Source organism: Streptomyces sp. NPDC059452, assembly GCF_042750035.1.
Taxonomy (GTDB): Bacteria; Actinomycetota; Actinomycetes; order Streptomycetales; family Streptomycetaceae; genus Streptomyces.
The window spans coordinates 24,621-37,590 of the sequence record NZ_JBHYVE010000048.1 but is presented as its reverse complement, the minus strand read 5'-3'; the positions used below and the strand labels follow the sequence as shown (position 1 = coordinate 37,590).

The 12,970-nt window shown below is 73.4% G+C and carries 10 protein-coding genes; 7 read left to right on the top strand and 3 right to left on the bottom strand.

Going from position 1 to position 12,970, the window contains the following annotated elements:
* Nucleotides 1–92 precede the first annotated feature (92 nt).
* Entirely contained in the window at nt 93–1,382 is a 1,290-nt protein-coding gene (locus ACFW9Z_RS34970; RefSeq protein WP_384647497.1) for a helix-turn-helix domain-containing protein, read from the bottom strand.
* 126 nt (nt 1,383–1,508) lie between these two features.
* Here ACFW9Z_RS34970 and ACFW9Z_RS34965 point away from each other — a divergent pair, with 126 nt between their 5' ends.
* Nucleotides 1,509–3,350, top strand: coding sequence for a DUF6350 family protein (locus ACFW9Z_RS34965; RefSeq protein ID WP_384647506.1), 1,842 nt, complete (start codon nt 1,509–1,511; stop codon nt 3,348–3,350).
* Here ACFW9Z_RS34965 and ACFW9Z_RS34960 read toward each other — a convergent pair.
* Nucleotides 3,340–4,260 (bottom strand): hypothetical protein, encoded by a 921-nt coding sequence (locus ACFW9Z_RS34960; protein WP_384647494.1) that lies wholly within the window; start codon nt 4,258–4,260, stop codon nt 3,340–3,342. The genes ACFW9Z_RS34965 and ACFW9Z_RS34960 overlap by 11 nt on opposite strands.
* Nucleotides 4,261–4,521: 261 nt before the next feature.
* Here ACFW9Z_RS34960 and purN point away from each other — a divergent pair, with 261 nt between their 5' ends.
* From purN to ACFW9Z_RS34945, 3 genes are all read left to right on the top strand, one after another.
* Nucleotides 4,522–5,178: a phosphoribosylglycinamide formyltransferase gene (purN, locus tag ACFW9Z_RS34955; protein WP_384647492.1), complete on the top strand. Its 657-nt coding sequence runs from the start codon at nt 4,522–4,524 to the stop codon at nt 5,176–5,178.
* Nucleotides 5,165–6,718 carry a bifunctional phosphoribosylaminoimidazolecarboxamide formyltransferase/IMP cyclohydrolase gene (purH, locus tag ACFW9Z_RS34950; RefSeq protein ID WP_384647490.1) on the top strand — a complete coding sequence of 518 codons (1,554 nt, stop codon included), beginning with the start codon at nt 5,165–5,167 and terminating at the stop codon, nt 6,716–6,718. The genes purN and purH overlap by 14 nt, the downstream gene beginning before the upstream one ends.
* A 185-nt stretch (nt 6,719–6,903) precedes the next feature.
* Nucleotides 6,904–8,436, top strand: coding sequence for a DUF2079 domain-containing protein (locus tag ACFW9Z_RS34945; protein ID WP_384647488.1), 1,533 nt, complete (start codon nt 6,904–6,906; stop codon nt 8,434–8,436).
* A gap of 150 nt (nt 8,437–8,586) precedes the next feature.
* Here the strand turns inward: ACFW9Z_RS34945 and ACFW9Z_RS34940 are convergent, their stop codons facing one another.
* A complete protein-coding gene (locus ACFW9Z_RS34940; protein WP_384647486.1) occupies nt 8,587–9,201 on the bottom strand; it encodes a hypothetical protein in 615 nt (204 codons plus the stop codon).
* A 217-nt stretch (nt 9,202–9,418) separates the two neighbouring features.
* Between ACFW9Z_RS34940 and ACFW9Z_RS34935 the strand changes: the two genes are divergently transcribed.
* From ACFW9Z_RS34935 to ACFW9Z_RS34925, 3 genes are all read left to right on the top strand, one after another.
* Nucleotides 9,419–10,300: a bifunctional methylenetetrahydrofolate dehydrogenase/methenyltetrahydrofolate cyclohydrolase gene (locus ACFW9Z_RS34935; RefSeq protein ID WP_384647484.1), complete on the top strand. Its 882-nt coding sequence runs from the start codon at nt 9,419–9,421 to the stop codon at nt 10,298–10,300.
* A gap of 23 nt (nt 10,301–10,323) precedes the next feature.
* Nucleotides 10,324–10,956 carry a DUF3017 domain-containing protein gene (locus ACFW9Z_RS34930; protein ID WP_384647482.1) on the top strand — a complete coding sequence of 211 codons (633 nt, stop codon included), beginning with the start codon at nt 10,324–10,326 and terminating at the stop codon, nt 10,954–10,956.
* 588 nt (nt 10,957–11,544) lie between these two features.
* On the top strand, nt 11,545–12,783 hold the full coding sequence (locus ACFW9Z_RS34925) for a DUF2690 domain-containing protein (RefSeq protein ID WP_384647480.1): 1,239 nt from the start codon (nt 11,545–11,547) through the stop codon (nt 12,781–12,783).
* The last annotated feature ends 187 nt before the right edge of the window (nt 12,784–12,970 follow it).

Below are 12,970 nucleotides of genomic sequence, written 5' to 3'. Positions count from 1 at the left end.
ACCGCCGGGGCCCCCCCCCCCCCCCGCGGGGGGCGCCCCCGCGCCGTTTCCGTACCCGGACCGGCCGGGTTCACGGAATGCCGAGGGGATGCTCACGGAATGCGCGGCACCAGCCGTTCCGGGCCGTGCGCCAACTGCTCCTTCAGCGCCTTCTGGAGCTTCAGGTCCTGCGGGGTGAGCTTCTGCGGACCACCGCGCGGCGGTACGCCCCCGACCCGTTCGGGGGGCGAGATCGGCGGCTCGTAGTGCGTGGGCGCGGTGTGCAGGGTGAGCGCGGTCGCGCCGATGAGCAGGGCGGCGAAGGCGATGGCGGCCCTGGTCCAGAGCCGCGCCTTGTTCTCGCTGCCGGTGCGTACGGCCCGTGCGGGCGCCGGGGCGGGGACGTGCTCGGCGCGGGCGAGTCCGCCGAGCCGGTCGTGCAGCAGCTCGGACTGTTCGGCGGGCGTCGCGGCGGCCGCCAGCTCGGGCAGCCGCGCGGCGACGGCGGCCCGGGCCACCTCCAGCCGCCCCGCCGCCGCCGGGGTGGACGCCTCCGTCTCGGCCGCGGTCTCCGGCAGGTCCAGGCCGACCCCGTCGTAGAGGAGCAGGGTGCGCCGGTAGGCCGGGGGCAGGTCGAGCAGCGCCTCGAACAGGGCCTGCCGGGCCGGTTCGGTGGGCGGGGCGTCGGGGTGCCGGTGGACGCGGCGCAGCCGGTGCCAGGGGGACATGGCGTACTCGTACGCCGCCGCGCGCACCCAGCCGACCGGGTCACGGTCCACGGCCACCTCGGGCCAGCGGTGCCAGGCCAGTTGGAAGGCCCGCTCGACGGACTCACGGGCCAGGCTGCGGCGGCCGGTCAGGAGGTAGGTCTGCCGTACGAGGCCGGGGGCGGCGTGGGCGTACAGCGCGTCGAACGCCTCGGCGGGGGAGAGGCCGGGTTCGCCGGGTTCCGGTTCCAGTTCCGGTTCCGCTTCGGGGGCCGGGGGCGGGCTCTCCTGGGCGGGGCGTGTGGAAGCGGGCGCACTCGGGAGCGCGGGTTCGGGCGACGGTTCCTTCTGTTCTGTCGCCGGTAGGGCCTCGGGCGACGGTTCCTTCTGTTCTGTCGCCCGTACGGCCTCAGGCGGCGGTTCCTTCCGCTCCTTCCGCTCCGTCCGCTCTACGGCCTCGGGCCGTGCGGCGGGGGCCGGTTCCGGATCGGGTGCGATGAGCTTGGCGTACAGCGTGCGCTTGCGTCCGCGCGGGCTCGTGCGCCCCGTCTCCCAGGAGCGCACGGTGGCGCGCGTGACCCCGACGGCCGCCGCCACCTGCTCCTCGCTCAACGACTTCGCCTCACGCAGTCTGCGGCGCTCCTTGGGGGAGGGCAGCGGTGGCGCGGCGGCCTCATCGGTGGTGCTCCGGGTCATGGACGACCCCCGGCAGCACTGCACCGGTAGAAAAAGTACATAAACGTATATTGAGCGACACGGCGGCTCTTCGCGCGTTACGCGGATTAAGCGCGTGTCGTTGGGAGCATGGGCCGCGTGACCCAAATGACCGAACGCGGCCCGATGTTGCCGGTCGAGCGGACCCGGACCCTGGCCCTGGCCTCCGCCTTCGTACGGGGCGGAGTGGCCGCCGGGCTCGGTCTCGGGGCGCTGACCGTGCTGGTGACGGTGTTGTGGATCAGCTCGCCCCATCCCGACAGCGGTCCCGGGGGCGCGCTGCGCGCGGCGGCCGGGGTCTGGCTGCTCGCGCACGGCGCCGGACTCGTCCGGCCCGACACCCTCAGCGGGGTTCCGGCTCCGGTCGGCGTGGTGCCGCTGCTCCTCGTGGCGGGCCCCGTCTGGCTGGCGCACCGGGCGGCGCGCGATGCGGCGGAGCCGGAGGAGGGGCGGCCGAGGCCCTCGCAGGCCGGGGCGTTCTGTGCGGTGACGGCGGGATACCTGCTGGTCGCGGCGGGGGCGGCGGCCTATGCGCGGGGCGGGCCGCTGCGCGTGGTCCCGGACACGCTGGCGTTCCCGGTGGCGCTGGTGGTGGCCGGTGCGGCGGCGGCCGGGGTGTGGACGGCGGCCGGGCGCCCGTTCGGGCCGCTGCCGTCCTGGTCGCCCCTGGTCCTTCAGGAGGCCGTCGCCCGGACCCTCTTCCGCAACCGGGCCGAAGCCGCGTGCCGGGCGGCGGCGGTGGGGGTGATGGTGCTGCTCGGGGGCGGTGCGCTGCTGGTCGCGGTGGCCCTGGGCCGGAACGCGGAGGCGGCGCAGGACTCCTTCCTGGCCCTCGCGGGCGACTGGTCGGGGCGGTTCGCCGTGCTCCTCCTCGCCGTGTCGCTTGTCCCGAACGCCGCGCTGTGGGGCGCCGCTTACGGGCTCGGGCCCGGCTTCGCGCTCGGTACGGGGGCCACGGCCACCCCGCTGGGCCTCGCCGGGGACCCCGCCGTGCCCCACTTCCCGCTGCTCGCGGCGGTACCGGCCGAGGGCCCGGGGACCCCGGCGAACTGGGCGGTGCTCGCGGTACCGGTCGTGGCCGCGCTGGCGGTCGCCTGGTGCACCGTACGCCGGGCGGCCCCCGCCGACGCTCCGCGCGCCTCGGCCTGGAGCCCGCGCGAGACGGCGCTGGTCACGGCCCTCGCCGCCCTGGGGTGCGGCGGCGCCACCGCCCTGCTCACGGCGGCGGCGGGCGGCCCGCTGGGGACGGGGGCGCTCACCGCGTTCGGGCCCGTGTGGTGGCTGACGGGCCCGGCGGCGCTGGCGTGGACGGCGGCCATCGGCGTACCGGTAGCCCTGCTCCTACGGGTGTGGCGGCTGCGCGAACCGGGCTGGGCCTGGCGCAGGGACGTACCGGAAGGGCTGGAAGGAACCCGGGGCGTACGGGAAGGAGCTGAGGGGCAGTCGGCGCCCGCCGAACAGATGCCGAAGCCCGCAGGCAGCCGCGAGCCGGTCCGTGAACCGGGCCCCGAGCCGAGCCCCGAGCCGGGTCCTGAGCCGTTCCGCGAGCCCGAGAAGGAGGCCGACGCCGACGCCGAGCCTCGCCGCCGGTGGGCACCGTGGCGCAAGCGTCACCCGGGCCCGGGCGACGAGGCCGTCCGGAAGAGCCCGGCCGCGTCGGCCGAGGCCGAGGGGACTGTCGACGGTACGGACCCCGAGGACGGTACGCCCGCCGAGGACGCGGGCATCGAACCGTACGACTTCCTGCCGACCGACCCCTGGCACGAGAAAGAGGCGAGGGAGGCCCGGTGGGCCTCCCTCAAGCAGGGCTCCGGCGGGCTGATGGCCGACTTCCCCGCCCGTGTCCCGACCGCCCTGCGCACCGGCCGCGCGGCCCGTACCGAAGGCGCGGACCGTACGGACCTCGCGGACCGCACCGACGGCACGGACCGCCCGGGCGCTACTCCTTGACGCCGAAGAACGGCTGCAGCGGCTTCGGCAGCTCCTCGTTGCAGGCCACTGTCCCGACCTTGGTCAGGGCGTCGTTCACGCAGGTGTAGTAGTCGCGGTAGACGAGCTGCACGGTGAACGTCGTGATCACGATGATCAGGGCGAGCAGGGCGGTCACCAGACCGCTGATCGCCGCCGTCGTCTGGGGCCGGCTGCCGTTCTGCGCGGCCGAGCCCGAGCCCGAGCCCGCGGTCACGGGCGAGGCGCCGCCCGAACCCGTGGCCGTACCGCCGACCGCCGTACGGTCCGTCCCCGACGGGCTCCTGGGCTCGGCGCGCAGCGCGCTGATGGCCCAGTACACCGAGAGCGAGCCCAGCAGCAGGGCGATCTCCGAGAACTCGAAGAGGGCGAAGAAGACGGACCACATACCGCCGAGCAGTGCGTAGCGGGCGCGCCGCTGCGAGGGGTCGGTGGGGTCCCAGCGCGGACCGGCCGGACCGCCGTCGGGGCCGCCCTTGCCGCCCGGACCGTTGGAACCGGAGCGGCCGCCGAAGCCGCCGTTGCCCCGGCCCGGCTGCTTGTTGCTCCACTGGCTGCCCCAGGAGGAGCGGCCGCCGGAACCCTCACCGGAAGAACCGGAAGAACCGGAAGAACCGGAACCCGAACCGGAGTCCGGGTCCGAGTTTGAGGGGTGGCGCGGCTGCCACGGCTGGTCGGGCCGGTCGGCGGGCGGCGCGGCGAACGGATTGTCGTCGGCCGCCTTCGCGGGGGCATCCGGTGAGGAGGAGGGCGCGGAGGAATCGGGGGAGCCGGGCGCGGGCGAGGAACCCGGGGAGGAGTCCGGCGAAGAGGACTGGCGCTCCCGCGTCAGCAGAGCGGCCCGCGCGGGCAACGGGAGGCGGAAGGCGGTGCGACGGCGTCGGTCCGGCATGTGGTGAACGTCTTCCCCATCTCGTCATGTCCGTCCGAAGGACGGTTCGTCCGCCCGGTGGACGGCTCGCTGTCCCCTGACGCTACCTGTCGGCCCGGCCCCCGTCCCGTGGGGGCCGCCGGGTGTGCCGGTATCGTTGCTGACGGTCGGCCCGTTCGTAGGGTTCCCCGTATCGGGCGAAGCGATTCTTTCGTACGACCCTACAAAAAGCTTGCCGCACTCGCGTCACCCCGCGGTCATCACGTGAGAAAGGGCCCCGACGTGGCCTCCCCGCCCCCCTCCGCCGCTCCCGCCCGGCTGGTCGTGCTGGTCTCCGGCTCCGGCACGAACCTCCAGGCCCTGCTCGACGCCATCGGCGACGACCCGGCGGCGTACGGGGCGCGGATCGTCGCGGTCGGCGCCGACCGCGACGGGACCGGTGGTCTGGAGCGCGCCGAGCGGGCCGGAATCCCCACGTTCGTGTGCAAGCTCAAGGAGCACGCCACCCGCGCGGAGTGGGACGAGGCGCTCACCGCCGCCGTGGCCGAGCACCGCCCCGACCTCGTCGTCTCCGCCGGTTTCATGAAGATCGTGGGCCCCGCGTTCCTCGCCGCCTTCGGTGGCCGGTTCGTCAACACCCATCCTGCCCTGCTGCCCAGCTTCCCCGGCGCCCACGGAGTGCGTGACGCGCTCGCGTACGGCGTCAAGGTCACGGGCTGCACCGTCCACTTCGTCGACGACGGTGTCGACACCGGTCCGATCATCGCGCAGGGCGTGGTCGAGGTGACCGAGGAGGACACCCCGGAGGGCGAAGCCGCCCTCCATGAACGCATCAAGGAAGTCGAGCGCTCGCTGCTCGTCGAGGCCGTGGGGCGGATCGCCCGTGACGGTCATCGCATTGAGGGACGAAAGGTTCATCTCGGTCATGTCGGTGAATAAGCCCATCCGCCGCGCCCTGGTCAGTGTCTACGACAAGACGGGGCTCGAAGACCTCGCCCGCGGTCTGCACGAGGCGGGCGTGGAGCTCGTCTCCACCGGCTCCACCGCCGGGCGGATCGCCGCCGCCGGAGTGCCGGTCACCAAGGTCGAGGAGCTGACCGGCTTCCCCGAGTGCCTGGACGGCCGCGTCAAGACGCTGCACCCCCGCGTCCACGCCGGCATCCTCGCCGACCTGCGCCTGGACGCCCACCGCGAGCAGCTGGCCGAGCTGGGCGTCGAGCCCTTCGACCTGGTGGTCGTGAACCTCTACCCGTTCAAGGAGACCGTCGCCTCCGGCGCGTCCGACGACGAGTGCGTGGAGCAGATCGACATCGGCGGCCCCTCCATGGTCCGCGCCGCCGCCAAGAACCACCCGTCGGTGGCCGTGGTGACCAGCCCCGAGCGGTACGGGGACGTCCTCGCCGCCGTCAAGGCGGGCGGCTTCGACCTCACCGCCCGCAAGCGGCTGGCCGCCGAGGCGTTCCAGCACACCGCCGCCTACGACGTGGCCGTGGCCTCCTGGTTCGCCGACGGCTACGCGGCCGCCGACGACTCGGGCCTCCCCGAGTTCCTGGGCGACGCCTTCACGCGCAAGAACGTCCTGCGCTACGGCGAGAACCCGCACCAGCCCGCCGCCCTCTACACCTCGGGCTCCGGCGGTCTGGCCGAGGCGGAGCAGCTGCACGGCAAGGAGATGTCGTACAACAACTACACGGACACCGACGCCGCGCGCCGGGCCGCGTACGACCACGCCGACCCCTGTGTGGCGATCATCAAGCACGCCAACCCGTGCGGCATCGCGATCGGTGACGACGTCGCCGAGGCGCACCGCAAGGCCCACGCCTGCGACCCGCTCTCGGCCTTCGGCGGCGTCATCGCCGTCAACCGCCCGGTGACGGTCGAGCTGGCCGAGCAGGTCGCGGAGATCTTCACCGAGGTCATCGTCGCCCCGGCCTACGAGGACGGCGCGGTCGAGGTGCTGGCCCGCAAGAAGAACATCCGCGTGCTGCGTGCTCCCGAGGCCCCGGCCGCCGAGACCGAGGTCAAGGCCATCGACGGCGGTGCGCTGCTCCAGGTCACCGACCGTCTCCAGGCCGAGGGCGACGACCCGGCCAACTGGACGCTCGCCACCGGTGAGGCCCTCTCCGAGGCCGAGCTGAAGGAGCTGGCCTTCGCCTGGAAGGCGAGCCGCGCGGTCAAGTCCAACGCGATCCTGCTCGCCAAGGACGGCGCCTCGGTCGGTGTCGGCATGGGCCAGGTCAACCGGGTCGACTCCGCGAAGCTCGCCGTGGAGCGGGCGGGCGAGGAGCGGGCGGCCGGTTCGTACGCCGCCTCCGACGCGTTCTTCCCGTTCCCCGACGGGCTGGAGATCCTCACCGCCGCCGGGATCAAGGCGGTCGCCCAGCCCGGCGGCTCCGTCCGCGACGAGCTGGTGATCGAGGCCGCGAAGAAGGCGGGCGTCACGATGTACTTCACCGGGACGCGCCACTTCTTCCACTGACCGGCAGCTGTACGGCTCAGGCCGCATCCGGCACGACCCGGGTGCGGCCTGAGCCGTGTTCGCCGTGTCCATCGTGTCCGTCCTACGGAATCGCCTCGCCGCTCTGTTCTAATGAACGGCCGTGTCCGATGAGCGGCCCGGCCGTATCCGAAGAAGAGCAGGAATCCCTAGCGGGGGCAGTCACCGTGCTTGAGCTGAACAAGAGTGGAACGGACCGGTCGGAGCCGGGACGGCTGCCCGCCCAGGGAGCCGGGCCGGACGCCCGCCCCGCGGACGGTTCTCCGGGCACGGGTACGGGCGCCGCCGCCCCCGAACGCGTACCCCTGCGGCCGTATCTGATCGTCGCCGCGATCCTGTGCGGGCTCTACTTCCTCTACTCCTACCTCCAGTACGCCCGGTTCGGCTCGCCCTCCTGGGACCTCGGGATCTTCGAGCAGGAGGTACGGGCGTACGCGGACCTCAGGGCCCCGATCGTCGACATCAAGGGCCCCGGCTATCTGATCCTGGGCGACCACTTCTCCCCGATCGTGGCGCTGCTGGCCCCGCTGTACTGGATCTGGCCCTCGGCCGAGTCCCTCCTCTTCGCCCAGGCCGCGTTCTTCGCGCTGGGCGCGGTCATCGTCGGCCGCACCACGCAACAGCTCCTCGGCGGCCGCTCCGGGCTCTGCGTCACCGTCGCGTACGGGCTCTCCTGGGGCATCCAGGAGGCGGTGAAGTCCGACTTCCACGAGATCGCCTTCGCCGTCCCGCTGCTGGCCCTCGTCTGCCGCGCGCTGCTCCTGAAGCGGTGGACGGCCGCCGTCCTCTGGTCGCTGCCACTGGTCCTGGTCAAGGAGGACCTGGGTGCCACCGTCGCCGTCGTCGGCTTCCTGCTCTTCGTGTACGGGCGCCGCCTCCAGGGCGCGCTGCTCGCCGCCTTCGGGGTGGCCGCCTTCGTGGTCACCCTCGTCGTCCTCATCCCGGCGGCCAGCAGCGCGGGCACGTACGACTACTGGCAGAAGATCGACAAGAACGGCGAGCAGGACGTCTCGATGCTGGACTCGGTCCTCGGCGTCCTGAACTCCGCCGTCAAGATCGAGATGCTGGTCTTCCTGATCGGCATCACCGCCTTCATGGCGCTGCGCTCGCCCCTGACGCTGCTGATCGTCCCCACCCTCGGCTGGCGGCTGCTCTCGCAGGACAGCAACCACTGGGGGATGGTCTGGCACTACAGCGCGATCCTGATGCCGGTGCTCTTCCTGGCGATGGCCGACGGCGTCCGCCGCAGCCGCGCGTCGGACCGGCCCTGGCTCGCCTCGTACGCGAGGGTCGCCGTCCCGGTCGCCGTGGCGATCGCCGTCGCCATGACCCAGCACCTGCCGTTGCGCGATCTGCTGCGCCCGGACACCTACAGCGCCGTCGGCGACGCCCGCAGCGATGCGGCCAGGGCGGCGCTGAAGGCCATCCCGGTCGGGGCGCGGGTCGAGACGGACATCACGCTCATGGCGCACCTCACCTCGGACCGTACCGTCTACTGGATCGGGGGCGCCCCGGGCACCGCGCCCGACATCGTCGCCATCAACCTGGACTTCGGCTGGGCCCGCCCGATCCAGGACCCGGTGGCGTACGCCCAGCAGCTCCACCCCGAGGCGCGCTACCGGCTCAAGCACCGGGGCGGGAGCTTCGTGGTGATGGAGCGGACGACGCCGGAGCCGTCGGAGCCGCCGGAACGGCCGTGACGACAGAAAGGCCGTGACGACAGAAAGGCCGTAGCACCGGCTCGCCCGCGGGCAGGTCGGTGCTACGGCCTTTCTGCGCTGTGCTGCGCAGCGCTACGGTCCCTGGCGTCACGGCCCCGTGCTGGTGACCGGGGCCGTGCGGGCCGTGTGTCAGTGGCGGGGACGCTGGAACCAGGCGGCGCCGTCCTGCCGGGCGCAGAAGACGATGATCAGGACGCCCATCGCGATGCTGACGAGCGCGAAGATGTTCGCCGAGAAGAGGCTGATCACGCTGAAGAGCGTCACGACCGAGCCGTAGACGATCGCCGAGATGCGGATGCCGTTGCCGCCCGAGGAGAACTTGGCGCCGGTCAGGATCGCCCAGAGCGCGATGCCGAGCGTCAGGATGCCGAACACCACGAAGATGCCGATGCCGATGTTGACCGCGTCCTGGCTGGATTCGCCGTACGCACCGGACTTCGACAGCTCGTCGCTCAGCCAGGCGCCGCCCAGGACCATGACGAGGGCGCCGATGGCCTGGAGACCGCCCAGGACGAAGAGCATGATCCGGGCTGCCTTCACACCGCCCGGCATCTCGACCGGGCCGCCCGGGTAGCCGTAGCCGCCGCCCTGGAGGGGCGGTGCCTGCGGGTAGCCGTAGCCCTGCTGCGGAACGCCCTGGGGAGCCTGCTGGGGATACCCGTAACCGGGCTGTCCCTGCGGCTGTCCCTGGGGAGGCTGGCCGGGCTGCTGCCCGTACGGGTTGTTGGGGTCGCCGAAGCTCATAGGGGTGTTCCTTCAACAGACGTGTGGGGACGGATGGCCACACGGAGGAAGGACGACATCAGCGGCCCACCCCCCGTACAACCGCGACCCTCATCGTTATAAGAGGCACCTGTGTTTGTCCACCCCGGCACCCCAGACGTTGTGCAAGTGCAATCTCGGCCACAGCGGCTGTTCAGGCAATTGGTATGCGGGCGGGGTCATCCGCGAGGATGGGTCCATGACTGCCCAGATTCTCGATGGCAAGGCCACCGCTGCCGCGATCAAATCCGATCTGACCGTCCGTGTGGCGGCCCTCAAGGCGCAGGGAATCACTCCCGGCCTGGGGACTCTGCTCGTCGGGGACGACCCGGGCAGCCGGTGGTACGTCAACGGCAAGCACCGCGACTGCGCCCAGGTCGGCATCGGCTCCATCCAGCGCGAACTCCCCGACACCGCCACCCAGGAGGAGATCGAGGACGTCGTCCGGGAGCTGAACGCCAACCCGGAGTGCACGGGGTACATCGTCCAGCTGCCGCTCCCCAAGGGCATCGACACCAACCGCGTCCTGGAGCTGATGGACCCGGCCAAGGACGCCGACGGGCTGCACCCGATGAGCCTCGGCCGGCTCGTCCTCAACGAGACCGGCCCGCTGCCCTGCACCCCGCAGGGCGTCGTCCAGTTGCTGCGCGCGCACGGTGTGGAGATCAACGGGGCGCACGTCGTGGTCGTCGGACGCGGTGTCACCATCGGCCGGTCGATCCCGCTGCTGCTGACCCGCAAGTCCGAGAACGCCACGGTGACCCAGTGCCACACCGGCACCAAGGACCTCTCCTCGCACCTGCGCCAGGCCGACATCATCGTCGCCGCCGCCGGGGTGCGGCACCTGGTCAAGCCCGAGGACGTCAAGCCGGGCGCGGCCGTGCTCGACGTCGGCGTCAGCCGGGACGAGGACGGCAAGATCGCCGGGGATGTGCACCCGGGCGTCCGCGAGGTGGCGGCCTGGGTCGCGCCGAACCCGGGCGGGGTCGGCCCGATGACCCGCGCCCAGCTCCTGGTCAACGTGGTGGAGGCGGCCGAGCGGACCGCCGCCGAGGCCGCCGACGCCGCCGCCGCGGGCTGACGGCCGGATCCGGAGGGAACGCCATGGGCGCTGGTACGAGTCCGGTGGGTCCCGCGCCCGCGGACCGGGAGGCCGAGGGGCCGGACCCCGTCGAGGGGAACGGCGCCGCGGCGGCCGGAAGCGCGGGCGCCAAGCCGGCGGCCGGAAGCACGGTTTCCGAGCGGCCCGGGAGTACGTCCGCCGGGTCTGCCGGGAGTACGTCCGCCGGGTCTGCCGGGAGTACGGTCTCCGAGGCGGCCGGCCCGGCGCCCGCGCCCCGCAGGTCGCGGCGGTTTCCGCTGTTCACGCGGGACACCGCCCGGCCCGAGGGCGGCGGCCGGGCCGCCTCGGGCGACGCGCCCGCCCCGGCCCGGCAGTGGCCGCTTCTCACCGTGCTCTGCACGGCGGGCGTCGGGCTGCTGATCGTGGCCCTGGACCCGTTCGACCAGGCGTTCCGGATCGGAACCATCCTGATCGGCGCGGCCCTGATCGCCGGGGCGGTGCTGCGGTGGGTGGTGCCGTCGGTCGGGATGCTCGCGGTACGGTCCCGCTTCACCGACCTGGTCACGTACGGGCTGATGGGCACGTTGATCGTGCTGCTCGCCCTGGTCGCGCAGCCGAAGCCGTGGCTGGACGTCCCGATCGTGGAGGACGCGGTCCGCTTCACGATCCGCTAGCGGGTCTCCGGGTCTCCGGGTCTCCGGGTCTCCGGGGCTCTGGGTCTCCGGTCCTCCGGGGGCCGACGAACCGTCCCGGGCGGACACCTCACGACAACGGGTGTCCACCCGGGGGCGCCCGTCCCCTCCCCCGAGGAGGGACGGACGGTGCGGTTCGGGGCCTTCGGGGCGAAGAGCCCCGGTATACGGCGGAATGAGCGGCCTTGCCCCGTCCCGACTCCAGCGTCGGGGGCGGGGAAGTGCGGGACAAGGGGCCAGTGTGGCCTGTGGCACGGAAGTGACCATTCCGGCACGGTGTGAACGCCGCGCAACGATGGCAGACTGGCACGGCGCACGGAGACAGGCTGAGCAGCGACCGGGGCGCGCGAAGGTGCGCGCTCATAGTCCGGATGCTCCCGTGCGCCCCCTCGTCAGGAACTGACACCCTGGCACAGCGCATCCTCCTGGGTAGTCCAGCTGAGTAGTCCGCGACGGAACGACGGAGCGACGGACGGACAGCGGAGTGGTCCGGGGGGACGCACCGGCCGGTGGGACCGGCCGCGGCGGGGCACAGCAAGCACGTCCGGGGGAACACTAGGGGGGAACGCAATGCCTCGTTGGAAGGCACTGCCCGAAGAGCTCGACCCGCAGATCCGGGAGTTCGCGAGCCAGCTGCGCAGGCTCGTGGACCGCAGCGGGCTGCACATCAACGCGGTGGCCGACCGCACGGGATACAGCAAGACGTCCTGGGAGCGGTATCTCAACGGCCGGCTGCTCCCCCCGCGCGGGGCCGTCGTGGCCCTCGCCGAGGTGACGGACACCCCGCAGCACCACCTCACGACCATGTGGGAGCTGGCCGAGCGGGCCTGGAGCCGGGCCGAGATGCGCCACGACATGACGATGGAGGCCATCCGCATCACCCAGGCGCGGGCGGCCCTCGGCGAGCTCGGCACGACGGGCCCGGCGGGCCCGAAGTCCCCGGCGCCGGGCGGCAGGTCCGGCCCCGGCCGGTCCGCGGGCGGCCGCCACAGCGCGGCGGGCTCGACCGCGCGGGTCCCCACTGCCACCGGATCGGGCGGCTACGGCCCGGACGGCCAGGGCCAGGGCACCCAGGAACCCACCGGCTACGGCCCCGAAGCGAACGGTCCCGGAGGCTACGGCCCCGAAGCCAACGGCCCCAACGGCCCCAACGCCCCCGGCCCCCACACCTACGCCCCCGCCGACGGCCGTACGCCCACCGTGCCGGCCCAGCGCGGCTCCGCCCCGAACGCCGCCCCGCACATCCCGGAGCAGCCGGGCGGCCCGCAGCCGGCCCGCCCCGCCGGAGGCAAGACCCCCGGCGGAGGCAAGGCCCCCGGCGGCCGCCGCAAGGTGGGCATGCTCCTCGTCGGCGCGGCCGGAGCCCTGATCGTCGTGGTCGGTGCGCTGCTGCTCGCCCCGGGCGGCGACGACCCCGCCAAGGCCACCGCGCCCCCGACCGCGGCCCCCACCACGGCCGCCCCGGAGCTGCCCGTCGGCGTCGAGTGCAACGGCGAGGAGTGCGCCGGGCAGGACCCGGAGGCGATGGGCTGCGGCGGTGAGTACGCCCGTACGGTGTCGAGCACCGTGGTCGGCGGCAGCAAGGTCGAGGTCCGGTACAGCGAGGTCTGCTCCGCCGCCTGGGCCCGGCTCACCGAGGCGGGCCTCGGCGACAAGATCACGATCACCGCGGGCGTGGAGGCGGACGGGCAGAACAGCTCGGTCATGGGCGACACGGACGCGTACACGCCGATGGTCGCGGTGAAGAAGGCCGCCGACGCGAAGGCCTGCGCCACGCTCACCTCCGGCACGAAGGGGTGCACCACCTGAGGCCCGGGCGGGCGCCCCGCACGCGGTGGGTGACCGGTTGTGCGCGGCGCCACAGGGGGCCGGGCGGGCAGGCCCGCCCGGGTCCGATAGCCTGACCGCCGGATATCTCTTCACGTCAAGATTCGTCGGAAGACGCGTCGGGGCGCGAAGGGGTCTCCCGCACCAGGGTCCGGCACCAGGGGCCGGG